Source organism: Vibrio astriarenae, assembly GCF_010587385.1.
GTDB lineage: Bacteria > Pseudomonadota > Gammaproteobacteria > Enterobacterales > Vibrionaceae > Vibrio > Vibrio astriarenae.
Map to the genome: position 1 here is coordinate 1,546,993 of NZ_CP047476.1, position 24,463 is coordinate 1,571,455.

22 protein-coding genes are annotated in these 24,463 nt (G+C 46.3%); 15 read left to right on the forward strand and 7 right to left on the reverse strand.

The window, feature by feature from the left end; all coding sequences use genetic code 11:
* Positions 1 to 350: 350 nt before the first annotated feature.
* The 3 genes from GT360_RS21125 to GT360_RS21135 all read left to right on the forward strand — a co-directional run bounded on the left by GT360_RS21125 (position 351) and on the right by GT360_RS21135 (position 4,054).
* Positions 351 to 2,276 carry a DEAD/DEAH box helicase gene (locus GT360_RS21125; RefSeq protein WP_164650927.1) on the forward strand — a complete coding sequence of 642 codons (1,926 nt, stop codon included), beginning with the start codon at positions 351 to 353 and terminating at the stop codon, positions 2,274 to 2,276.
* 121 nt (positions 2,277 to 2,397) lie between these two features.
* Positions 2,398 to 2,931, forward strand: a complete 534-nt coding sequence (locus GT360_RS21130) for a DNA mismatch repair protein (RefSeq protein WP_164650929.1) — start codon at positions 2,398 to 2,400, stop codon at positions 2,929 to 2,931.
* 478 nt (positions 2,932 to 3,409) lie between these two features.
* Positions 3,410 to 4,054, forward strand: a complete 645-nt coding sequence (locus GT360_RS21135) for a murein L,D-transpeptidase catalytic domain family protein (RefSeq protein WP_164650931.1) — start codon at positions 3,410 to 3,412, stop codon at positions 4,052 to 4,054.
* Between the two features lie 56 nt (positions 4,055 to 4,110).
* Here the strand turns inward: GT360_RS21135 and phnX are convergent, their stop codons facing one another.
* From phnX to phnW, 3 genes are read right to left on the reverse strand one after another with little or no spacing between them, the layout of a single operon-like run.
* Entirely contained in the window at positions 4,111 to 4,929 is an 819-nt protein-coding gene (gene phnX / locus GT360_RS21140; RefSeq protein WP_164650933.1) for a phosphonoacetaldehyde hydrolase, read from the reverse strand.
* A gap of 35 nt (positions 4,930 to 4,964) precedes the next feature.
* Entirely contained in the window at positions 4,965 to 6,365 is a 1,401-nt protein-coding gene (locus tag GT360_RS21145; RefSeq protein WP_164651201.1) for an aspartate aminotransferase family protein, read from the reverse strand.
* Positions 6,366 to 6,382: 17 nt separating this feature from the next.
* Positions 6,383 to 7,489, reverse strand: coding sequence for a 2-aminoethylphosphonate--pyruvate transaminase (gene phnW, locus GT360_RS21150; protein ID WP_164650935.1), 1,107 nt, complete (start codon positions 7,487 to 7,489; stop codon positions 6,383 to 6,385).
* Positions 7,490 to 7,763: 274 nt separating this feature from the next.
* Between phnW and GT360_RS21155 the strand changes: the two genes are divergently transcribed.
* The 5 genes from GT360_RS21155 (at position 7,764) to GT360_RS21175 (ending at position 13,478) form a co-directional block, all read left to right on the forward strand.
* The gene (locus GT360_RS21155) at positions 7,764 to 8,771 is read left to right on the forward strand and encodes a putative 2-aminoethylphosphonate ABC transporter substrate-binding protein (RefSeq protein ID WP_164650937.1); all 1,008 of its coding nucleotides are present in this window, start codon (positions 7,764 to 7,766) and stop codon (positions 8,769 to 8,771) included.
* Positions 8,772 to 8,949: 178 nt separating this feature from the next.
* Positions 8,950 to 10,053 (forward strand): putative 2-aminoethylphosphonate ABC transporter ATP-binding protein, encoded by a 1,104-nt coding sequence (locus GT360_RS21160; protein WP_164650939.1) that lies wholly within the window; start codon positions 8,950 to 8,952, stop codon positions 10,051 to 10,053.
* Between the two features lie 9 nt (positions 10,054 to 10,062).
* Entirely contained in the window at positions 10,063 to 11,784 is a 1,722-nt protein-coding gene (locus GT360_RS21165; protein ID WP_164650941.1) for a putative 2-aminoethylphosphonate ABC transporter permease subunit, read from the forward strand.
* A gap of 74 nt (positions 11,785 to 11,858) precedes the next feature.
* Entirely contained in the window at positions 11,859 to 12,569 is a 711-nt protein-coding gene (gene phnR, locus GT360_RS21170) for a phosphonate utilization transcriptional regulator PhnR (protein WP_164650942.1), read from the forward strand.
* A gap of 6 nt (positions 12,570 to 12,575) precedes the next feature.
* The gene (locus GT360_RS21175; protein WP_164650945.1) at positions 12,576 to 13,478 is read left to right on the forward strand and encodes an EamA family transporter; all 903 of its coding nucleotides are present in this window, start codon (positions 12,576 to 12,578) and stop codon (positions 13,476 to 13,478) included.
* A gap of 37 nt (positions 13,479 to 13,515) precedes the next feature.
* Here the strand turns inward: GT360_RS21175 and GT360_RS21180 are convergent, their stop codons facing one another.
* A complete protein-coding gene (locus GT360_RS21180; RefSeq protein WP_164650946.1) occupies positions 13,516 to 14,538 on the reverse strand; it encodes a DUF4382 domain-containing protein in 1,023 nt (340 codons plus the stop codon).
* Positions 14,539 to 14,645: 107 nt separating this feature from the next.
* On the reverse strand, positions 14,646 to 16,298 hold the full coding sequence (locus GT360_RS21185; RefSeq protein ID WP_164650948.1) for an FAD-dependent oxidoreductase: 1,653 nt from the start codon (positions 16,296 to 16,298) through the stop codon (positions 14,646 to 14,648).
* A 170-nt stretch (positions 16,299 to 16,468) separates the two neighbouring features.
* Between GT360_RS21185 and GT360_RS21190 the strand changes: the two genes are divergently transcribed.
* The 7 genes from GT360_RS21190 (at position 16,469) to cobA (ending at position 22,858) form a co-directional block, all read left to right on the forward strand.
* Entirely contained in the window at positions 16,469 to 16,792 is a 324-nt protein-coding gene (locus GT360_RS21190) for an ArsR/SmtB family transcription factor (RefSeq protein ID WP_164651202.1), read from the forward strand.
* Positions 16,789 to 17,214: a YeeE/YedE family protein gene (locus GT360_RS21195; protein ID WP_164650950.1), complete on the forward strand. Its 426-nt coding sequence runs from the start codon at positions 16,789 to 16,791 to the stop codon at positions 17,212 to 17,214. The genes GT360_RS21190 and GT360_RS21195 overlap by 4 nt, the downstream gene beginning before the upstream one ends.
* Positions 17,214 to 17,642 (forward strand): YeeE/YedE family protein, encoded by a 429-nt coding sequence (locus tag GT360_RS21200; RefSeq protein ID WP_164650951.1) that lies wholly within the window; start codon positions 17,214 to 17,216, stop codon positions 17,640 to 17,642. The genes GT360_RS21195 and GT360_RS21200 overlap by 1 nt, the downstream gene beginning before the upstream one ends.
* Positions 17,643 to 18,014: 372 nt before the next feature.
* The gene (gene nirB / locus GT360_RS21205; RefSeq protein ID WP_164650953.1) at positions 18,015 to 20,573 is read left to right on the forward strand and encodes a nitrite reductase large subunit NirB; all 2,559 of its coding nucleotides are present in this window, start codon (positions 18,015 to 18,017) and stop codon (positions 20,571 to 20,573) included.
* Between the two features lie 16 nt (positions 20,574 to 20,589).
* The gene (gene nirD / locus GT360_RS21210) at positions 20,590 to 20,913 is read left to right on the forward strand and encodes a nitrite reductase small subunit NirD (RefSeq protein ID WP_164650955.1); all 324 of its coding nucleotides are present in this window, start codon (positions 20,590 to 20,592) and stop codon (positions 20,911 to 20,913) included.
* A gap of 224 nt (positions 20,914 to 21,137) precedes the next feature.
* A complete protein-coding gene (locus GT360_RS21215; RefSeq protein ID WP_204274586.1) occupies positions 21,138 to 21,992 on the forward strand; it encodes a formate/nitrite transporter family protein in 855 nt (284 codons plus the stop codon).
* A 110-nt stretch (positions 21,993 to 22,102) separates the two neighbouring features.
* Positions 22,103 to 22,858 (forward strand): uroporphyrinogen-III C-methyltransferase, encoded by a 756-nt coding sequence (gene cobA / locus GT360_RS21220; RefSeq protein ID WP_164650957.1) that lies wholly within the window; start codon positions 22,103 to 22,105, stop codon positions 22,856 to 22,858.
* Positions 22,859 to 22,935: 77 nt separating this feature from the next.
* Here cobA and GT360_RS21225 read toward each other — a convergent pair whose 3' ends face one another.
* Positions 22,936 to 23,406, reverse strand: coding sequence for a DM13 domain-containing protein (locus GT360_RS21225; RefSeq protein ID WP_164650958.1), 471 nt, complete (start codon positions 23,404 to 23,406; stop codon positions 22,936 to 22,938).
* Positions 23,407 to 23,468: 62 nt separating this feature from the next.
* Complete coding sequence (locus GT360_RS21230; RefSeq protein ID WP_204274616.1) at positions 23,469 to 24,431, reverse strand: integron integrase; 963 nt, start codon at positions 24,429 to 24,431, stop codon at positions 23,469 to 23,471.
* Between the last annotated feature and the right edge of the window lie 32 nt (positions 24,432 to 24,463).

The window sequence follows — 24,463 nt, forward strand, 5'->3', positions numbered from 1 at the left end:
AAACGCGTTAATCTTGAGTGTTAGTCAACCTCAACACTGAAAGTCATTGATATTGAAATATCATTCAATTTGGTGCTTCTATGCAGGCCACATTGATGTGATCAACCTATAAATCCGATGAATAGACGTCCCAATTCATAGAAATGTAAAGAAAATTTGTGACCTAACTCAATTTTTTCTAGCTTTTTTTGTGCATTTAGGGAATAATCCCGCCCCTTGATGACGTCCCTAGTGCTTGATGCGATTTAAAACTTGTCCGCATCTGAACGGAATCAGCTCTTTATTTGGATTGGTATTGGATTTGGTAGAGCTCGTGGGACCTTTTGTTTTATTAATTTATGGGATCCCCAATGCAAGATTCTGAAATCAAATTTAGCGACCTGTCGCTGAATGATTCTATCCTTTCTGCTCTTAACGAAATGGGCTTTGTTTCACCGACTCCTATCCAGGCAGCTGCAATTCCTCACCTAATGAAAGGTGCTGATGCGCTAGGTAAAGCTCAAACCGGTACTGGTAAAACAGCCGCTTTCTCTCTACCACTTCTAAACAAACTAGACCTTGCACAGCGTAAGCCTCAAGCTATCGTTCTTGCACCGACGCGTGAACTTGCTATCCAAGTTGCTGCTGAAGTGAAAAACCTAGGTCGCAACATCTCTGGTCTGAAAGTACTTGAGATCTACGGTGGTACATCTATCGTTGACCAAATGCGTGCTCTTAAAAATGGCGCACACATTGTTGTAGGTACTCCTGGTCGTGTTCAAGACCTTATTAACCGTGACCGTCTGCACCTAGATGAAGTATCAACATTCGTTCTTGATGAAGCGGATGAGATGCTGAACATGGGTTTTGTTGACGATGTAACTGCAATCATGGAGCACGCTCCTGAATCTGCACAACGTGTACTCTTCTCTGCGACTATGCCTCCAATGCTGAAAAACATTGTTGAGCGCTTCCTGCGTGATCCTGAAACTGTTGACGTTGCGGGTAAAAACCACACAGTTGATAAAGTAGAGCAGCAGTTCTGGGTTGTTAAAGGTGTAGAGAAAGATGAAGCAATGTCTCGTCTTCTCGAAACTGAAGAAACAGACGCGTCTATCGTATTCGTACGTACTCGCCAAGATACTGAACGTCTATCTGATTGGCTAACTGCTCGCGGTTTCCGTTCAGCAGCACTTCACGGTGACATTCCTCAGTCTCAACGAGAGCGTACCGTAGACAACATCAAACAAGGCGTTATCGACATCCTTGTTGCGACTGACGTTGTTGCTCGTGGTCTTGACGTTCCACGTATCACACACGTATTTAACTACGACATCCCATTCGATGTTGAATCATACATCCACCGTATCGGTCGTACTGGCCGTGCTGGACGTAAAGGTAAAGCGATTCTTCTAGTTCGCACTAACCAAATGCGCATGCTTCGCACTATCGAGCGTGTAACTAAGTCTTCAATGGAAGAGATTCAACTTCCAATGCGTGACAAAGTGGCAGAAGCACGTCTAGTTAAACTAGGTGCTGAGCTTGAAGCTGAGAAAGAGCACAAGTCACTAGAGAAGTTCTCTGAGCTAGTTGAGAAACTGCAAGAGTCTCTAGAGATCGACGCAACAACACTGGCTGCGATTCTTCTTAAGCGTCAGCAAGGTAAGCGTCCTCTATTCTACATTGGCGAAGACCCAATGATCGCTGCAATCGAGCGCGACAAACAGCGTCGTCGTGATCGCCGTGATGGCGGTCGTGATGGTGGCCGTGGTGAGCGCGGTGGCCGTGACTTCAGCAACCAAGATTGGGATACTTACCAGCTTCAAGTTGGCCGTGAGCAAGGCGTTCAGGTGAAAGACATCGTTGGCGCACTAGCAAACGAGCTTGGCCTAACGAAAGGTTCTATCGGTGCAATCAAGCTAGACCGTGGCGAAACTTACGTTCAGCTACCAAAAGCAATGCCTTCTGACGTTGCAGGTAAGCTAAGCAAGCTACGCATTCGTCAAAAAGAAGCGGGTGCTGTTGTTGTTGACTTCAATGACTTCCGTGAACCTCGTGGTCGTCGTGATGGCGGTCGTGATGGTAACCGTGGTGGATACCGCGGCAACCGCGACGGTAATCGTGAAGGTGGTCGTGATGGCAACCGCGGCGGATACCGTGGCAATCGCGATGGTAACCGTGAAGGTGGTCGTGGCCGTCGTGATGGCGAGCGTCGTTTTGACCGCAACCGTGGTGGCGACAACCGTGGTAACTACCGTGGCGAACGTGGCCATGGCCGTCGTGACAACCAAGAGTAATTGATACTCAATGTTGAATACTAAAGAAGGAGAGCGAAATGCTCTCCTTTTTGCTATCTGTCGCTAGCTTGGTGTAACTCGTCTAGACTCTGTTCATGTGGCGAGTCAATATGGAGTTTCGATGGGCAGACGTTATATCTCAATCCCCCCTCCTTGGGTTCTTGTTCTTGCTGGCCTAATTCTCAATATTTTAGCGATACTAATATCGAGTTTGGTGGTGGATTCTTACAACCAAAAAATCTCAAACCTCAGTGCCCGAGAGGCTCAAAATCAGTATTCGATACAGTTGGATTGGAATAGTGTCGAAACGCTGGAGCGTAAGCGTGAAGCACTTTTACAGCACATGCATCTTAGTACATTGGTTTCTGTACCAAGTGAAGTAGAGGTCGCTCTAATGGAGCAGCTGCGCTTATGGACGGCGGTTGAAGTCACGGATCTTTCGCAAAGGAGCCTTGAAACGGTTCTTGATGCTGTCGATAAAGCTCAGTTTAGATACAGAGAGCGGATAGATGATCATTACTTAAATAACCTTGAAATTGCTGAGCGAATAACCTCTATTCAAGACAAGGTTGCCCACTATCGTAATATTGCCCTGTTTCTTCAGATCTTTGGGTTAGCGTTAATTATTGCTCGAGATTTAGCCAGGAAGCCATGATTTTTACATTGAAATCAGTTGTATAATGACAACTTTTGTCACAAATTTTGAATGAATATTGATCGATTGATTTTTGTTGTAGGTATCTGATAGTAAATACTAAAGTTTAACTCACCCCTTGCTTGGTAAGGGTTTCGCTCTGTCAGGAGCGAGTAAAATTACGATCTTGTGGTTTTATTGATAGATCAAATAATATACTATTCATGCGCTGGTAAAACAGCGGAGAGTATCGATTTGCTTTTAACAAAAAGCGATCAATTAATTAACCTACTTAAGTGGTTGTGAGTTTCATTTTTTATTATTAATTAAAATTTGAGCTCATATTTATGTAGATAATTAATTATGTGTTGAGTGTCCTACCAATAGGTTTGGTGAGGTCTGCTTGACGTTATCCTATCAAAAGGAACTTGAGGGATTATATATTTAATTAAGTATATAAATTTATTCACTTTTTATTGCCATATTAGTTTTACTGACAATGAAAAAATTTGTACATATTTTGGTATGGGCTGTGCTTGCCATGCCACTGGCTGTCTTCGCCAGTACATCAAACAAGCAAACGGAACAACAAGCAACAACAGAAAGCTTGATTAAGGAAACTTACAACAAGGTTGGATTGAAAGGACAGTTGGATTTTGAAGTCTATCGAGATGCTTACATTGCATACGATAGCGCTAAGGACAGACGAAAATCACTATTAACCATTATTGATTACAGCAGACCGTCTACAGAAAAACGCTTCTTTGTTATCGATCTCGATAAGCAAGAATTATTGTATAACACCTACGTTTCACATGGCGTGAACAGTGGTGGCAAGACGGCAACCAAGTTCTCTAACGTAGTAAATTCTCGTAAAACCTCTTTGGGCACTTTTTTGACCGATGATACATACTACGGTGGCAATGGCTACTCTTTGCGTCTAGATGGTTTGAGCAAAGGGCAGAATGACAAAGCGCGTGAGCGTTATATTGTGGTTCACGGAGCCGATTATGCTACGGAGTCTTTTATTAGGCAAAATGGCTATCTTGGACGAAGCTGGGGTTGTCCAGCACTACCTCCTGAGTTGGCTCGAGACATTATTGATCTAATTAAAGATGGTAGTGTGATTTACGCAACGGCTTAGATTACCAAATATATCTTAGGAAAAGCGCTTAACGTAATGTTAAGCGCTTTTTTGGTTTATGGGCGCTCACCAGCCGCTAAGCGGCGTTCAATATCTTCGATAACTTGAGGAAGGTCGGAGATGGTGTCGATTAGGTAGTGTGGTGTGGCTTTCTGCATCACTTTGCGTGCTTTTTCACGAGCGACTGACAATGTGGTTTCGTCGGCTGCTTGATACTCTTCAAACGTCAAGCCAGCCTCGTTACCTGAGAGTAGCAGACCAACGGTCCACATACCTGCATTATGACCTTCATCAATGCCAGGGACCGCATCATCTACCTTGATACACGCTGCTACGTTGGTGACGCCAAGTTCGATGACGTTTTTCAGCGCCATAAATGGCGCAGGACGTCCACCTTGCGGCAGATCATCTGTCGCCACAATACAATCAGGCTTGTAGCCATAGTCCGCCGCGACAGGGATCAAAACATCCATGACTTCTCGTGGATAACCAGAACAAGAGCCGATTTTTATGCCTTTATCTTTCAGTGCGTCGACGACGTCAATCGCGTTTAGAATCGGTTCTGCATGGTCAGAGACTTTGGCCTTTTGAAGTGGCATAAACATCTCATAGATACGGTCGACATCGTCATCATTCATCGAACGACCAAAACATTGATTCCAGCGTTGATCAACCGAGTCGAGTTTCCCGACGGCTTTAATGTGGTCCCACTTTCCTAGCCCCATCGGCACGCGCGCTTCCTCAAGCGAGATGGAAAAATCAAACCCTTGTTTAAAAGCTTCCACAAAAATAGAAGTCGGGGCGAAAGAGCCAAAGTCGACGATGGTACCAGCCCAATCGAAAATAACGGCTTGAATTTGAGGTGCATTGTTCATGTGTTTATCCTGTCAGATTTGATTGAGATAGTGACTTAATCGTTAATTGCATAACCAAAAGTTTGGCTTACTTGTTTAATTGCAGATTCAAAAATGTTGAGTGCGATTTGCAGATCATCACGTGCGATGATCAAAGGTGGGCTCAACTGAATCACGTTGCCTTGTGATACTTTGAAGCTGATACCGTCGTTTAAGCACTGGTAAAGCACCGCCTCTGCTTCAGCGAAGGCACGCTCTTTGGTGGATCTGTCGGTGACTAATTCGATTCCCCAAAGCAGACCAATACCACGTACATCACCAATGATTGGGTAGGTGTCTTTCATGCGCTCTAGTTGCTCGTGCATAAACTGGCTATCTTTTTGAACTTTCGCTAGAAGCTGCTCTTGTTCGATTGCTTCCATCGTCGCTAATGCCGCAGCACAACCTATTGGGCTTTTTTCATGAGTGTAGTGGCCCAGCGAAACTTGGGCCGCAGTGTTGTATTTGTCTTTCGTTACCATGGCAGCAATTGGGACGAGTCCACCCCCTAGTCCTTTGCCAATACATAAAATATCTGGCTCGATATCGTAGGCTTGATAGGTAAACCATTCACCACTGCGTCCCATGCCGTTAGGGATGTCATCGATGATCAGCATGACATTATGTTTATCACAAATCTCTCTCACGCGTTTCCAGTAGGCTTTGCTTGGTACTTGCACATCAGTGTTGCGTACTGCTTCAGCGATAAAGGCACCGATGCCACCTTCTTTTTCGATGACGTATTCAAGGTAATCAGCGTAATGGACGTCACGCTCTTCATCGCTGGCTTCCGGACGAGGAAAGGCCCCACGGTATGAAACGGCTGGAGGTATGCGCTCAACGCCCGCCATCAAAGGTCCCATACCTTCACGAAAGCAAGCCTCTCCGCCAACAGAAATCGCGTCCAGTGAGGCTCCATGAAATGAGTCCCAAAGCGAAACCACTTTAAAGTTATTCGTGACATGACGCGCCAATTTCAGGGCCATGCCGACAACAGAGGTGCCGCCAGGGGCAAACAACACTCTATTGAGCTCACCGCCACAGATCTGTGTCAGCTTTTCTGCGCAAGCAACAGCCGTTTCGTTAGTAAAACGACGTGGGGAAAAGGGTAGGCTAGCCATTTGCTCTGTCACACGCTTAATAACATGTGGGTGCCCGTAGCCCAATTGATGGACATTATTACCATGAAAGTCCATGTAGCGCTTACCGGTCGTGTCTTGAAGATAGATGCCTTCTGCACCCTCTAGCGTATCCAGGCAAGGAGTTGACATCGCTTGATGGAGAAAGACCTCTTCGTCCCTCTTAAGTAGAGTTTGAGTTCTCTCATCTTGCAGTGATTGATTCCAAGCTTGGCGTGCTGGTGTAGTATTGATGTCCCCTTCGCTACGAAAATGGGTACTTTGCTCGGTAGACATCATGTCAGGAGTTATCAAAGTCATGCTGCCATCTCCCAATACATCGCCTTCTCTATCGCGATAATCAGGCGCTCAATATCGTCAGGATTCACATCACCAATGTTGCCAATACGGAAGCAATCGGCATTGGAAACCTTACCTGGATAGATCACAAACCCCTGTTCTTTCAGGTGTAAGTAAAACTCTTTGAACTGATAGTCACTGTGAGTAGGTGAGTAGAAAGAGGTAATGATCGGAGAGTGTAAAGATTCATCCAAAAGTGGGGTGAAGCCCAACTTTTTCATCCCAGCAACGAGCGCCTTTTGATTGGTGGTATAGCGCAGGTGACGTGCGGTGATACCACCCTCTAATTCCAGCTCAAGCAAGGCTTGATAAAAGGCTCGAACGGTATGAGTAGGGGAGGTAAAGCGCCATTTACCATAATTCGCCTCCATGCAGTGCCATTGGTCATAGAGATCGAGACTCAGTGAGTGTGCGCGCCCTTGACACTTCTCTAGCTCAGTTTGCTTGGCAATCACAAACCCAAAACCAGGTACACCCTGAATACACTTGTTAGCAGAGCTGATCATAAAGTCGATACCCAGCTCACCAATGTCCATTGGAATACCACCAAAGCTCGACATCGCATCTAAGATAACGATTTTGTCATGTGACTTGGCTAAACTGATGACATCTTGAATTGGGTTTAGCATCCCCGTCGTCGTCTCACAATGTACGATGGCAACGTGTGTGATTGCTTTATCATTGATGAGTGCATCTTGTATCTCATCAAGCGATGGTTGAGCTGTTTCCCCTGGAGAAACAACACAACATTCAATATTGAGGTATTCGGCGATCTGCGCGATTCGAGCACCGTACGCGCCATTGTCGACAACAAGGAGCTTGTCATCAGATTTCATTGCCGAGCCAATGGTCGCTTCAACAGAAGCGGTTCCGCTCCCTTGCATTAGAACGCTGGTGTAGCCACTTTGCTCAGTGGCAAGCTTAGTTAGCTTGGAGCGAATGACCTCAACGATCTCTTTGTTGTAATCATCATCCCATGTACACCAATCTTTGAGCATCGCTGAACGAACGGATTCAGTGGTAGACAGAGGTCCTGGTGTTAGAAGTAGGTATTCATTTCTCATTAATCTTGCCCTTTGGACTATACCAATTTAAGTGAACTTTATCAGCGCTATTGATGAGGGGTAAATAGTCAAAAGTGCTTCTTAACAAAACTTTCATACAAGATAATCCAATATCATCGTGATTTTTGATTAACATAACTGTCATCAAGTGTTTTAAAACTGCCATATTGTGTTCACAAAATCGTCATCTCAGATATTTAGATTGAATAGCGAAATCTGGTACAGACCAAGTTTGCGGACGAATAAATTAAATCTTTCTTTATTGGAGAAGAAAATGAGCACCCGTTTTGTTAAAGGTTCAATCGCAGCACTCGTTTCACTATTAGCAACGAATGCTTTTGCCGCACAAGAAGTGACGGTTTACACAGCATTTGAGACAGATATTCTTGCAAAATACAAAAATGCATTTGAAGCAGAAAACCCAGATATCTCGATCAAATGGGTTCGTGATTCAACAGGTATCATGACTGCGAAACTACTTGCGGAAAAAAACAATCCTCAAGCTGAAGTCGTATGGGGCTTAGCGGGTTCTTCAATGGCGCTCCTAAAAAATGAAGGCATTCTTTCGACTTACACGCCAAACGGTGTCGATGAGCTACGTGCTAGCCTTAATGACCCTGAAGGTGAGCAAGCTTGGTTTGGTAATGATGCGTTCTTCAACGCGATTTGCTTCAATGAAATCGTCGCGAAACAGCACAATCTGCCAATGCCGAAGAGCTGGGAAGACCTAACAAACCCAGTTTACAAAGGTCATATCTCAATGCCGAATCCGGCATCATCGGGTACGGGTTACATGCAAGTATCCGCATGGCTACAAAACATGGGTGAAGACCAAGGTTGGAGCTACATGCAGAAGCTAGATGACAACATCGCGCACTACACTCACTCAGGCTCGAAGCCATGTGTTGAAGCGGGTATGGGTGAAGTTGCAATTGGTATTTCAATGGCGAGCCGTGGCGCAAAATTGAAGACACAAGGCGCACCACTTGAAGTGATTACACCAGCGGGTATCGGTTGGGAGTCAGAGGCGGTTGGCCTAGTGAAAGAATCAGAGGCGGCTAAGCGTGTTGTCGACTGGTCTATCTCTAAAGCAGCGAATGAACTCTACGTAGAGATGTACCCAGTTGTTGGTCACAAAGAGGTAGAAGCGACAGTAGCGCACTTCCCAGATGTTGAAACTAACATGGCAGAGATGGACTTTGCTCGCATGGGTAACGAGCGTGCAGACGTTCTGAAAAAGTGGGCAGCTAAGTTTGACGCGAAGTCAGAGCCACGCTCGTAATTCGAGGCTATAACAAGCAATAAGATAAGGTCAGTGCCCAGCACTGGCCTTTGTGTATTCTCAATTTGTGCTTTTACGTGCGCGTTCAAATCAATTCACAAAGCTGATAAAAATCTGTCACCTAGATGCAATATTACACTTCTAATATTGGTATATACCATTAAAGGAGTGTCGAAAGATGACCATCCAACCTTATCTGAATATTGAAAATGTCGTGAAGCAGTTTGGTCAATTCACTGCATTGAAGCAAATCTCTCTATCCATCGAGAAGGGTGAGTTCGTATGTTTTCTCGGGCCATCGGGCTGTGGTAAAACCACATTACTACGTGCTATTGCCGGTCTGGACTTACCCACATCTGGCAGTATCGCTCAAGATGGTGTCGATACCACCTTTTTTCCTCCTGAAAAGCGTGACTTTGGTATTGTATTTCAATCTTATGCCCTGTTTCCAAACCTGACAGTGCAAGAAAACATTGCAATTGGTCTTAAAAACCAAGGCATTGCAAACAAAGAAGCGCTGGAAAAAGTCGACTATTGGCTAGAGATGATTGGCCTACCGACTTCAGGGCAAAAATACCCCGCTCAGCTTTCTGGTGGTCAGCAGCAGCGAGTCGCACTGGCTCGTGCTCTCGCATTGTCACCCGGCTTATTGTTACTGGATGAGCCACTATCGGCATTGGATGCCAAAGTGCGTACTCACTTACGTGATGAGATCTGTCAGTTGCAACGCAAACTGGGTATCACCACCATTATGGTGACTCACGATCAGGATGAAGCGTTAACCATGGCAGACCGGATTGTTGTGATGAATCATGGTGTGATTGAGCAGGTAGGGACACCAGAAGAGATTTATCAGCAGCCAGCCACACGTTTTGTTGCAGAGTTCGTTGGCAGCATGAACTTTATCGAAACGTCGGTGGTGAGCGATTCACAAGTTCGCATTGCTGAACGCTTGATTAATAAACCAGTACTGGAGAATCGTGAGTTGGTTAGCGGCGACTATCTTGATATCGCGGTACGCCCGGAGCAACTGCGGTTTGTCACCGATTACAACAATGCAATCCCAGTGAAAGTGGTTGCTGTGGAGTTCCTGGGGGCGTTCTGTCGCGTTGAATGTCGCCTACAAGATGCAAGCCAACACCCACTGATTTATGTCGACATGCCTGTTCGCCAATGCAATGAGCTTAAAATCATGCGTGGAGATGTCCGTTATATCGCTCTTGATTCTGAAGGTTTGCGTGGCTATGACAGAAAAATGCAACACGCGAAAAAAGCGGCGTAGGTGATCAAGATGGAGATAACTCGCATGCAAACGAGAACATTGAATCCGGCATCGTCACGCTCTTGGCTTAAACGGCTAAGTAAAGACAACATCGTTCTGGGTGGATTTTTGGCTTTCCTATCGGTATCGATGATCTTATTTATCTTGATGCCACTCTGGGCCATGCTCAAAAAGAGTGTTCAGAACTCACAGGGTGATTTTATTGGGCTTGAAAACTTTGCCACCTACTTTGCTTCTCAAGCACTTTGGCGGTCGGTAGAAAACACCTTTACTCTTGGTCTGTTAGTGACCGTCGTCGTCACCACCTTAGCGTTTGGCTACGCCTATGCGATCACTCGCTCTTGCATGCCGATGAAAGGGGTGTTCAAAGTTCTTGGCACGGCACCTATTCTGGCTCCTTCGTTACTGCCAGCAATCAGCCTGATATACCTTTTCGGCAATCAAGGTGTAGCGCGAGAGTTGTTATTGGGTAACTCGGTTTATGGCCTGATCGGGATATCTATGGGCCTTATTTTTTGGACCTTTCCTCACGCCTTAATGATCCTGACGACCTCGTTAAGAACCTCAGATGCTCGTCTCTATGAAGCGGCTAGAGCGCTAAAAACGTCACCGTTCAAGACGTTTTTTATCGTGACTTTGCCTGCAGCTAAGTATGGTTTAATCAGTACCTTAATCGTCGTATTTACCTTGGTGGTTTGTGACTTTGGTGTGCCTAAAGTGATTGGTGGAAGCTACAACGTACTGGCAACGGATATCTTTAAGCAGGTGGTTGGTCAGCAAAATTTCTCAATGGGTGCGGTCACCAGTATTTTGCTACTTTTACCCGCTGGTTTAGCGTTTGGTGCTGATCGTTGGGTAAAGAAAAAACAGAAGAATCTTTTTGATACACGCTCTGTGGCGTATGAACCAGAGCCGAACAAGGTCAAAGATACAATGTGCTTTGTCTACTGTTCACTGATTTGCTTTGCTGTTGTAACGGTATTGGGTATGGCGGTGTATGGCTCTCTAGTGACTTTTTGGCCGTGGAACAAAACACTGACGCTGAATAACTATAACTTTGCTGAAATGAGTACCTATGGATGGTCACCATTCTACAACTCTTTGAAACTTGGGATGTGGAGTGCGATTGTCGGTACGATGGTTATCTTCATTGGCGCCTACTGTATTGAGAAAGGCCGCGCGTTTGCGCCAGTGCGTCAACTCATGCAGATGCTCAGTATCGTTCCAATGGCGGTGCCGGGCATGGTGCTTGGTTTGGGTTACATTTTCTACTTCAATGATGCCAATAATCCGCTGAACGTATTGTATGGCACCATGATTTTTCTGGTGATCAATACCGTCGTGCACTATTACACCGTAGGTCATATGACGGCAGTAACAGCACTAAAGCAGCTTCCTGCTGAGATAGAAGCCACAGCGGCTTCGGTGAAGTTGCCACAATATAAGTTATTCTTTAAAGTGACTTTACCGGTATGTGTGCCTGCAATTTTAGACATCGCCACCTATATGTTCATCAACGCGATGACAACAACGTCAGCCGTGGTGTTTTTGTATTCTACAAATACGATTCCAGCTTCGGTTGCAGTCCTTAATATGGATGACGCAGGGCAAACCGGCGCAGCAGCAGCGATGGCAGTCATGATCATGATCTCGGCAGGTGCAGCCAAGCTTTTGCACATGACATTAGGTCGATGGATTGAAAATCGCACCCAAGCGTGGCGTAAGCGCTAACTTACCTCATAGATAAGAATAAAGACTCCCTCTTGCTTCTTCGCTAAGAGGGAAACGAATGAAAGGATACTGAATTGCAGTACGTAAAAATCAAAGACGTGATTGTTGAGCAAATTGAATCAGGGCAATTGTCACCAAGACAAAAACTCCCCGCTGAGCGAAAACTTGCAGAATCCTTTGATACCACTCGAGTCACATTGCGTGAAGCGCTGTCGCTATTGGAAGCGGAAGGGCGCATATATCGAGAAGATCGCAGAGGTTGGTTTATCTCACCAGAGCCTATGGTGTACGACCCAACTCAGACGCTCAATTTTATGAATATGGCAAAGTCACAAGGCCGCGAGCCGAGCACTCAGTTACTGGGAGCAAAAACGATCTTAGCGCCTAAGCATGCCGCTTCACTGCTCAATCTCGCACCTTTCTCTGAAGTTCACCGTATTGACCGCGTGCGCAGCCTAGAAGATCGCCCGGTCATGTGTGTGACCAATTTTGTGCGCCCAGAGCTGTTTCCAAATCTTCTCGACTTCGATTTGTCTCTCTCTCTAACTGACATCTATCGAGAACACTTTGGTGTTGTGTATTCAAAAATTAAGTATCGCGTTAGTACAAGCTCCCTATTGGGGGACACGGCACAAGCGCTTCGTGCGACGTCAGGGACACCGGCAATGGTGGTTGAACGTACCAACTATGACCAGAAAGGTGAGCTCATCGATTGTGATATCGAGTACTGGCGTCATGATGCGATCAGTATTGAATCGCTCGCAGAACTGAAACGAGAGCAGTAATTAATAATGTCAATTTGGGCAATAGGATTGGTCGTCATTTCGGCCTTTCTTCATGCGGGCTGGAATATCCTCGGTAAATCAAATCAGAGCTCTGGCCCAGCGTTCTTTCTCGCCACATCAGGTGCAGCGGCAACACTATTGACTCCTTACCTTATCTGGTATTTGGCAACCATAGGCTTTGATGCACTGCCAGCGACCTTTTGGCAACTGCTACTGGTGAGCGGTATCTGCCAAATGATCTATCTGGTGGGATTGGCTTATGCTTACAAACAGGCGGATATTGGTGTCATTTATCCGATGGCCAGAGCCTTGCCGGTTTTAATGGTGGGGCTCGGCACGGCACTGTTAGGTTATGAATTAAAGGCACAGCAATGGCTGGGCTTTGTGGTGATCACTGTCGGTTGCTTGTTTGTGCCGTTGGCGCGTTTTAGTGAGCTGCGTCTTAAAGCCTATTTGAACTTGGGTGTACTGTGGGCGCTGGTGGCGGCGATTGGTACAACGGGCTACTCCATTGTCGACAAAGAGGCGCTGCTGTATTTGAACCAAACGGCTTCTGATGTGTTGGACGATCAATACTCTGCCGTTTTCTATCTCGGCTCGCAGTTTTGGGCGATGTTTTTCCCGATGGTCATCTGGATATACCTCTCTGGTAATAGCCAGGAGTTTGGTAATGCAGCAGCCATTATCAAGCCTTCGGCGTTGGCTGGGGTGATGATGGCAACCACCTATGGCCTGGTCTTATTTGCGATGACGATGACAGACAATGTCAGCTTGGTGGTCGCTTTGCGTCAAATCAGTATCATCTTTGGCTTACTGATGGGGATCTATATCTTAAAGGAGCAGTGGTACAGGACACGAGCGGTCGGCGTGTTATGCATTGCAGTTGGCCTTATTTTGTCATTGACCTGAGGCGAAGCTTGATAGTTTCGGCCTCAGGCTACGGATACTAATTGAAATCTACGGTTGTATCTTCATCAGCGACGACACTGATATTGCTTTCAGCGCGGTAGATTGAGAATTCGCCATTTTCTACAATGCCATCCTCTGAATCATCATTGGCGGTACAGGTATAACCAAGCGAGTAGTCCCCCTCTGAAATAAACCCAAACTCATAGCGATACATATTTGTCTCTTCGTCTAAGACAACGTTGGCCGCAGTGACTGGCCCACCCTCCGCAAAAGGTGTCATTGAATCTATATCTACATCACCTTGATACAGGTAAAGGGCGTGTGCATACCCCGTAATGGACTCGGTGTCAGTTTCGCAGTCATCATACAGCGTTGAACTCACCGTTCCTGATATCTCTCCAGTTAAGATGGTATTGACCAATGAAACCGATGTTCTTTGAATGGTGAAACCCTCGTCATTTCCTGTCGCTTCCTTTAAACCCCGTCTTAAGTCGAACTCGACCACATAGTCGTTATTAGGTGTATTGATGGTAAAGGCATTGTTGAAAAAAAGGATGCCGGTAAACTCGTCTTCTTCACCGTTAGCGGTTGGGCATTTACCATTGCCACTTACCGATAGAGGCATTGAAGTTGTGTTTTCCGACTCGATGACATAAGAGGGGTAGTCAGGGTGGTCGCCATCATGAACGAAAAGACACATTTGATATTGCCCAACGGGGACAACTTGTTCGTTTATTAGCGTTAGACTTTCACCGCCTTGATATTGCAGCAGATCAATCGACAGTGGTATTGGATCTTCCCCTTCTTCTAAGGGGTTTCCGTCTTCATCGATCGGGTTCCCTTCTTCATCCATCAGATAGACGTTGAAAACGATTGGGTCACTGCCGGATTTTAGGGCGACTTTACTCACCACAATGACCACCTCGTCAACCTCATCAATAGCAGCATCGGATACCGCTAGGCTAAAAGGTGTCGTGTCAGTTGAACTTGAATCAGAGTCACATCCCACGATGGCTAACGCAAGTGCGCCTGTCAGTATAGAAACTTTATGCTTAAACATATGAACTCCCGGAGTTTTTGTGCTTCGTCCGAAAGTTTAGTTCATAAAGTGAAGGTTAGCGGAGGGAGAAAAAGGGAAGAGAGTACTTACTCCCTTCCGTTGATGGCTTAAGCTTGAGCAAACTTGTAGGTTCGGTATCCACCCAACAAGTTTCTCGCTTTAAACCCAGAGTTAACCAGTTGACGATAAGCAACATTGCCGCGTAAACCAACCTGACAGTAGATCACAATCTCTTTGTCTTTTGGCAGCTCACTCATACGCTGACGAAGCTCATCTACTGGGATGTTGATCGCACCTTCAATAAATCCAACGCTTTCTAGTTCACTTGGATTGCGCACATCCAGCAGCACTTGATCATCTGACAGATTCTCAATTTGGTCGAAGTGAATTGCGCTGCCATCTCCTTTGATAATATTACTGGCCACAAAAGCGGCTTGGTTAATCACATCTTTTGCACTGCCATAAGGGGGGGCGTAAGTGAGTTCAAGGTGCTGTAGCTGCTCCACCGTCATACCTGCACGCTGCGCCACTGCCATCACATCAATGCGTTTGTCGATACCCTCTTTACCCACGGCTTGAGCACCGAGAATCTTGCCGGACTTTGGTTCAAACAACATTTTAAATGAGACGGTTTCAGCGCCCGGGTAATAGCTCGCGTGACTGGCGGTGTGGACATACACCTTTTCAAACTCAATCCCTTCGCGCTTGAGCTGCTTTTCATTCTTACCAGTAGAGGCCACAGCAAGATCAAACACCTTACAGATGGCGGTACCTTGTGTACCTTGATAGTGCTCATTTCGACCCAGCATATTGTCTGCCGCCATGCGACCTTGACGGTTGGCTGGTCCGGCTAATGGCACCAGTGTTTGTTTGCCCGTTAAGAAATCTTTCTCTTCGATTGCATCACCGACTGCGTAGATAGCAGGGTCACTGGTTTGCATTTGGTCGTTGGTATAAATACCGCCTAGCTCCCCCAGTTGCAGACCAGCTTCTTGTGCTAGCTTGGTTTCTGGGCGCACGCCGATAGCCATGATGAGGATATCGGTCTTGAGCTGCTCTTCATTACTGAGACTCAAAGACAGAGAGTGAGTGTCGGCAATATACTCAACGTTTGAAAGCGCAGTACTTAACTTTAGGTCGATCCCTTTATCGCGGATCTCTTGGTGTACAAACCCAGCCATTTCACGATCCACTGGCGTCATCACTTGGTCAGCCATTTCCAGTAGTGTGGTCTTGATACCGAGCTGGTGGAAGGCTTCCATCATTTCAAGGCCGATAAAGCCACCGCCAACAACGGTCGCGTGCTGAATGTTTTTGCTTTGCAGTGTCGCGATGATGCGATCCATGTCTGGAATGTTGCGCAGAGAGTGAGTAAGCGGGTTATCCAAGCCAGGAATGGGTGGTGTAACGGGTGCCGCCCCTGGGCTGAGTAATAAGAAATCATAACTCTCTTGATAGCTTTCACCAGTAATCAGGTTTTTCACCGTCACGGTTTTCGCATTGCGGTTGATACTGGTTACTTCTGAGGTCACTCTGACATCCACGTTGAAGCGTGCCAAAAAGCTTTCAGGCGTTTGTAGCAACAGCTTACTTCTTTCTTTGATGTCGCCACCAATGTGATAAGGCAAACCACAGTTGGCGAAAGAGACAAAAGGAGAACGTTCGAACATGATGATCTCTGCCTCTTCACTTAAACGGCGTGCTCTTGCTGCTGCTGAAGCGCCGCCTGCGACACCACCGATGATGACAACCTTAGTCATGGAGTAACCTCTTCGTTTCAATATCACTTCGATGGCAAAAATCATAAATCACTAAATTAGAAAAGTCTAATAAAAAATTATCTAAATTTATTTTTGCTAAATTAGCATTGACTAAATAAAAGGGCAGGTTATGCTTTTGTGCATGAGGGTGTGAAAGTGAGAGGTGAATGATGCAAGCAACAGCAATCGATTTGAACGAGATGCGTGACAAGGTGAATGAGGCGGCTGACATGCTAAAAGTGATGGCTCATCCCGACCGTCTATTGGTGCTTTGTCAGTTAACGCAAGGTGAAGTGTGTGTCGCGGATCTGCAAAAGAGCTCATCACTCAGCCAATCTGCGTTTTCACAACACTTAACCGTATTGCGTAACCATCAACTGGTGAAGGTACGAAAATCCTCTCAGCAAGTGTTTTATTCCCTTGCTGACCCACGAGTGGAGGCACTGATTTCCAGCTTCCACGGTGTTTTCTGTCAAGAAGAGAAAAAGTCATGAGTTTTACGATTCCTTGGCTCTCCCTATTTGGGGGAATGTTATTAGGTGTCTCTGCACTGGTGTTATTGCTGGTTAACGGAAAGATTGCTGGCATTAGCGGCATTGTGAATGGTCTGTTTGCTCAGGGAAGCAGTGACAAAGGCTGGCGATGGCTGTTTTTGAGCGGTATGGTGATCGCGGGGACGATCAGTGTGAACTGGCTAGGGGTTGATATCCCGACTGAGCCAAATGGATCTTGGCTAGCGGTGATCGCAGCGGGTCTTCTTGTTGGCGCAGGCACGCGTATTGGCAACGGTTGTACGAGTGGACATGGTATCTGTGGGATGGGGCGTTTTTCAGTACGTTCGATTGTGGCGACTTGTACCTTCATGACGGTGGCAATTGTGACGGTTTATGTCCGTTTTCACTTAGGAGGTGCCTAATGAAACCGAATCTGTTTTTCTCGATGGCCGCATTAAGCGCAGGTCTGCTGTTTGGCTTTGGCATGTCACTCTCTGGCATGATCGATCCAGTAAAAGTGATTGGATTTTTGGATCTAGCGGGTGATTGGGACCCAAGCTTGGCGTTCGTTATGGGGGGAGCGTTGATGGTCTTTGTGCCCGGTTATCATATCCTCATTAAGCCGCGCAGCAAGCCAGCAGCGGCAGAGTCGTTTGCTATTAGCAAACTTACCCACATTGATAAGCCACTGATTGTCGGAGCAGTGCTTTTTGGGCTCGGTTGGGGCATCGCAGGTATCTGCCCGGGACCCGCAATTTCGAGTTTGTCGTTTGGTAATTTGCAAATGCTGGGATTTGTCGTGTCGATGGTGATGGGCTCTCTGATCGCTAAAAAAATTCAAAAACAGTGATAGATTAAAATTAGCGCAATATTGACCTAACAGTCATACAAAAGGGGTAGCTTCGGCTCCCTTTTTTTATGCGCATGGAAAACGTTTAAATGAATATATATTCAACCAATGGTGCGGGCGGCTATATATTTCACGCTTCTAACTATTAATAAGTGCTGTAATATTCTTTCTTACTTAGTATGGAATGAGTCAAACAAGGGTTTATTTGTAGTATTTTAATATAAATACTGTCGATAAATTACTCAATATACCCCTTTAGGGTAGTATTGAGTGGTAATTGATTTACATCATATGTTAATTTTCTTTCACAAATGACAATGCGCTCAGTTATGCAGTCCACCCCTGCAATTTAAATATTTTTCAGGAACCCGTATGAGCAAGATGAAGCTAGTTGTCATTGGTAATGGCATGGTCGGTCACCGATATCTTGAAGATTTGGTTGATAAGACAGATGTATCAAACCTAGACATTACTGTTTTTTGTGAAGAGCCTCGCGTCGCTTACGACCGTGTACACCTTTCTTCTTACTTTTCTCACCACACCGCTCAAGAGCTTTCTCTCGTTAAAGAAGGTTTTTATGAGAAGCACGGTATCGCAGTCCTTCTTGGCGAACGAGCGATTAACGTTAATCGTGAAAAGCGCACCGTATACTCAAGCTCTGGTCGTGAGATCCAATACGACAAGCTCATCATGGCGACGGGCTCTTTCCCATTTGTGCCACCTATCGAAGGTCGCGAAAGCAAAGACTGTTTCGTCTACCGCACGATTGAAGATCTGAAAGCGATTGAAGCGAGTGCGAAGAAGAGCAAAGTCGGTGTGGTTATTGGCGGTGGTCTCCTTGGTCTTGAAGCCGCAGGCGCATTAAAAGCTCTAGGCGTAGAGACTCACGTGGTTGAGTTTGCTTCTAAGCTAATGGCTGAGCAGCTAGACCAAGCGGGTGGTAACCAGCTTCGTCAAAAGATTGAAAGCATGGGCGTGAACGTTCACACCAACAAAAACACACTTGAGATTGCCCCAGAAGGTAAAGATGCACGCAACGTGATGCGTTTTGCTGATGGCACTGAGCTTGAAACTGACTTTATCGTTTTCTCTGCGGGTATCCGTCCACAAGACAAACTGGCTCGCCAAATGGAGCTAGAGATCGGTGCTCGTGGTGGTATCGCCATCAACGACTTTGCACAGACTTCAGATGAAAACATCTATGCAATCGGTGAGTGTGCGGCTTGGAACGATATGTTCTACGGCCTAGTTGCTCCTGGTTACAAGATGGCAACGGTAGCGGTTGATCACCTTCTTGGTAACGACAGCAAGTTTGAAGGCGCTGACATGTCGGCGAAACTGAAACTGCTGGGCGTGAAAGTAGGCTCTATCGGCGATGCGAATGGTCGTACTCCAGGTTGTAAGAGCTACGTTTACCAAAACGAAGAGCAAGAAGTTTACAAGCGCCTGATTGTTTCTGAAGACAACAAAAAGCTGCTTGGCGCGGTGATGGTTGGTGATACTTCTGACTATGGCGATCTTCTTCAGTTGATGTTGAACGAAATCGACCTACCAGAGCACCCAGATACGCTGATCCTTCCAGCGCACGCAGGCGCAGAGAAGCCAACGCTAGGCGCAGACGCGCTACCAGAAAGTGCGGTTATCTGTTCATGTTTCGACGTGACAAAAGGCAAAGTGGCACAAGCGGTTGCTGATGGTCACCACACGATTGCTGACATTAAAGCGGCAACTGGTGCAGGAACGGGCTGTGGTGGTTGTATCCCACTTGTCACTTCAGTGCTGAACGCTGAGCTCGCTAAGTCTGGCATCGAAGTGAAAAACGATATCTGTGAGCACTTTACCTACTCTCGCCAAGAGCTATTCCACCTGATTCGCATTGAAGAGATCAAAACGTTTGATGAGCTTTTAGAGAAGTATGGTCAAGGCTACGGCTGTGAAGTCTGTAAGCCAGTAATCGGTTCTATTCTGGCTTCTTGCTGGGGTGAGCACATCCTAAAACCACAACTGGTTAAGCTGCACGATACCAACGACAACTTCCTAGGTAACATGCAAAAAGACGGTACTTACTCTGTTATACCTCGTATGGCAGGTGGTGAAGTCACACCAGAAGCACTGAAAGTATTGGCTGAAGTAGCAGCAGAATACAACCTTTACACCAAAGTGACGGGCGCGCAGCGTATCGGTCTATTCGGTGCACAAAAAGACGACCTTCCAGCGATTTGGAAGAAGTTGGTTGCAGCAGGCTACGAAACAGGTCAAGCGTACGCGAAAGCACTACGCATGGCTAAGACATGTGTTGGTTCAACTTGGTGTCGCTACGGCGTTCAAGATTCAGTTGGCCTGGGCGTGATGATCGAGAACCGCTACAAAGGCATCCGCACTCCACATAAGATGAAGTTCGGTGTCTCTGGTTGTACTCGTGAGTGTGCTGAAGCACAAGGTAAAGACCTTGGCATCATCGCGACCGATGCAGGTTGGAACATGTACGTATGTGGTAACGGTGGTATGAAGCCACGCCACGCAGACCTGCTAGCAAGTGACCTAGACGAAGCAACGCTCATCAAGTACATCGACCGTTTCATGATGTTCTACATCCGTACGGCTGCGCCACTACAGCGCACATCAGTATGGCTAGAGAACATGGAAGGTGGTGTTGATTACTTACGTGAAGTGATTGTTGAAGACAAACTGGGTATCAACGAGCAGCTAGAAACTGACGTGGCTAAGCTGGTTGAAGAGTTCCGCTGTGAGTGGACGGATACCATCAACGATGAGTCTCAGCTAAAACGCTTCTCACACTTCATCAACTCAGATAAGCGTGATGACAATGTCATGTTTGTTGACGAGCGTGCTCAGCACCGCCCAGCAACTTACACCGAAAAACACCCTGAAGCGAAGGGCGACATCCTTCACGTAGCAGTGACTGAATAAGAGCGGAGTAGTCATCATGGCATTTGAAAAAGTATGTGACATCACAGACATCATCCCTGGAACTGGCGTATGTGCGTTAGTGAAGGAGCAACAAGTGGCTATTTTCCGTCCTTCAGAAGCGGAAGAAGTGTTTGCTATCAGCAACATGGATCCATTTGCTCGTTCAAACGTGCTATCGCGCGGCCTGATCGGTGAGCACAAAGGCGAACTTTGGGTAGCAAGTCCACTGAAGAAGCAGCACTTCAACCTAGCAACGGGCGTGTGTATGGAAGATGAGCGTTTCAACGTGAAAGCGTTCAAGGCTCGCGTAGTAAAAGGCGCCGTTGAGATCGCAGGTTAATAAAGGCGGAAGGCGAGAGGATGAAGGAAGAGGCGTAATCTCCGACCTTTATCCTTCTTCCTCGAACCTTCTCCTGAAGTGTTTTTGCAAGAGTTCTCGCAAGAGTTTTCTTAAGAGTCAATAGATTAAAGGTTCCCTGCTTTGGTAGATGTAGGGTCGCGAAAGCTGGGAGCCTTTCCCTATTCACTTTTAAATTTTATATCTTAAAACTTTATGGAGAGACAATGATGTCTGACTTTAAACCTGCTGAATTCGTGCAAACGATGATCAATGTTGGGGAAGCGAAAACCAAAACCAACACGCGTGATTTGCTTATCCGTGGCTTTATGGCTGGTATTATCCTTTCACTCGCGGTTGTACTTGCACTAACAACGATCACTCAAACGGGTCTTGGTGTTGTGGGTGCACTCGTGTTCCCTGTGGGCTTCGTGATTCTTAGTATCATGGGTTACGACCTAGTCACTGGCGTATTTGGTCTAGTACCGCTAGCGAAATTTGAAAACCGTCCTGGTATTACTTGGGGTCGCGTACTTCGCTGTTGGGGTCTTGTTGGTCTAGGTAACCTAGTAGGCTCTATCTTCATCGCTTACATCATCGCCCTTTCACTAACGTCAAACTTCACGAATGACGGTGGCGCAGTTGCAAAAACCATCATCAATGCGTCAACAGCGCGCTCTGCAGGTTTTGAATCTCTGGGTGTTGATGGTTGGATCACCTGTTTTGTTCGCGGTATTCTGTGTAACCTAATGGTGTGTCTAGGTGTGATTGGTAACATGACAGCACGTCGTCTAAGCGGTCGTATCGCAGCAATGTGGTTCCCAATCTTTATCTTCTTCGCACTCGTATTCGAGCACGCGGTCGTAAACATGTTCCTATTCCCACTTGGTATGATGCTAGGTGCAGACTTTGGTGTGGCAACATGGTTAAACTTCAACCTAATCCCAACTATCCTAGGTAACATCGTTGGTGGTCTACTGTTTACATGTATCCCACTATACCTAACTCACGCGAAAACAGCGCCAGCGCTTGACGCAGAAGAGACAAACACTGAAGCAACGCCAGCATTTAGCGCTAAATAATGTCACTCAGCCTCGCTTACAGCGGGGCTGATTAACTATAACAAGTGATGATCTCAAAAAAGCCATTGTCGATTGTCACTTTTTATAGTTAATTTTTAAGAGTTGTTCCTATGTCTACAAACGCAGTTAACGCAAATCAAGGCGGATTTGTATCTTTGGTCGGAGCGGGCCCTGGCGATCCGGATCTGCTAACTGTGAAAGGGTATCGCGTAATCCAGCAAGCTGAAGTGCTGGTTTATGACCGACTGGTTTCAGAAGAGATCCTTGCAATCGCTAACCCAGAGGCTGAGCGTATCTACGTGGGCAAACAACTTGATTTTCACTGTGTTCCTCAAGACCAAATCAACCAGATCTTGGTAGAAAAAGCACAACAAGGTAAGCGTGTAGTGCGCCTCAAAGGGGGCGACTCATTCATCTTCGGTCGTGGTGGCGAAGAGCTTGAAGAGCTCTCTGAGCACAACATCTCATTTGAAGTGGTACCGGGAATCACCGCAGCCGCAGGCGCAACCTCTTACGCGGGCATTCCATTGACTCACCGTGACCACGCCCAGAGCGTGCAGTTTATTACGGGTCACATCCAAAAGAACGGACAAGAGATTCAATGGTCATCACTGGCACAGCCAAACAACACGCTGGTGTTCTACATGGGCCTAAAACAGTGTCGCCATATTCAAGCGAATCTTATTGAGCAAGGCATTGATGTGGATATGCCATGCGCCATCATTGAAAACGGCACTCGTAAAGAGCAGCGTGTCTTCACTGGTAAGCTTTCAGAATTGGCAAACTTAGCCGAACAAGCCGTGAGCCCAGCATTGATTGTGGTAGGCAGCGTGACGTCTCTGCATGACAAGTTGAAGTGGTTCTAACGCACCAATAAAAGAGAGGCTGACAACGTCTAAAGCCTCTCTACTTGCTCTTCCATCCAATATTGCCTTTTCAGGTTTTAGCGATATTGCGCTGAAGTAATATATTGTCCAAAGGTCTCACACCAGACAATCACCGTGTTGTACTGCTCTATATCCACCTCTTCACCCAGCATCACCATAAACTGATTGAATGTTTTCACTTCACCCACTTGCATCATGGTGCCTTTCAAACGGTTGAAGTCCGTTTCGGTCTCCACAAACTCGGGCGACAAATACAGCTTGTAGTCCGGCCCCGGAGCCAGCTCCCCAATAAATCCAATGCCATCGGGTGCAATAGACACTTTTCCCTCTCCCCAATGCAGAAAGTCACTATCCGCCCGCTCTTTCTCAAATATCGCAGTATATTGCGCTTTCGCCTCAACCGCTTTGATGTCCGCCATCGGTGGCGCTTCCGGCGCAATCAAAATAGGCAAGGCATAGATACCAAGGGCAAAACCGATAGCCAATACAACCAAGTGAGAGAGAGTCAGTCCGATGAGTCGTTTCATTGAGCGTTCCTGCTATGGGTGTTTGGATTAACTATAGTAAAAACTGTGGAGGAATGAGGGGGTTATAAATGGCTAAGGGGACTGATTACGCCATTGGCTCCTCGTTCTAACACATGGGTGTAAATTTGAGTGGTCTTTACGTCAGTATGGCCGAGTTGCTCTTGAACCGTTCGAATATCGGCTCCGCTTTCGAGTAAATGCGTGGCGAATGAGTGCCTTAAAGTGTGAGAGGTCACAGGCTTGGTGATATCCGCTTGTCTTGCTGCTGCTTTGATCGCTCTTTGAATGGTTGTAACATCAATATGATGCCTGCGTTGCACTTTCGAACTCGGGTCAACACTTAACTTGTGGGAAGGAAATAGGAACTGCCAGTTGAGTGTTTTGTTTGCCCCAGGATACTTTCTCTCAAGTGCGTATGGCATCGAAACTCCCGTATAGTTAGATTGTTGTGAGTCCATTTGCCAAATACGTTTAACCATTTCTCTTTGCTGGTGAAGGGCAGGGCATAGTTCTTTGGCGAGAGTAACGACTCGGCTTTTGTTCCCTTTTGATAGATGTATTCGCAACGCATAAAAGTCGAAATCAATATCACCGTAACGCAACCTAAGGCACTCATTGACTCTCAACCCAGAACCATACATGAGCTGGACAGGTAGCAACCGTGCGGGGTTTACATTATTGAGAAGTGCGCGTATCTCCCTCTTTGTTAACACAACAGGTAACTTCTTCTGTTTGTTTGCTTTTCTGAACCTCATGTCGATTTTTACAGGCTGATGAATAATATGTTCATAAAGAAAAACCAGAGCATTTAGCGCCTGTGCTTGAGTGTTAGCAGTGACATTTTTACTCAGTGAAAGGTGAGACAGAAACTGCTCTACATGCTTATCGTTCAGTGAGCCTGGGTGCTGCTTTTCATGGAACAAGATGTATTGCTTTATCCAATATACATAAGCCTCAACCGTGCGTTTGGCATAGTGTCTTGAGTACATAAAATCGACGATTTGTTGTAAAAAGGGAGATTGAATCTTCATATGTGTCAGGTTATTGGCAAAAGTGA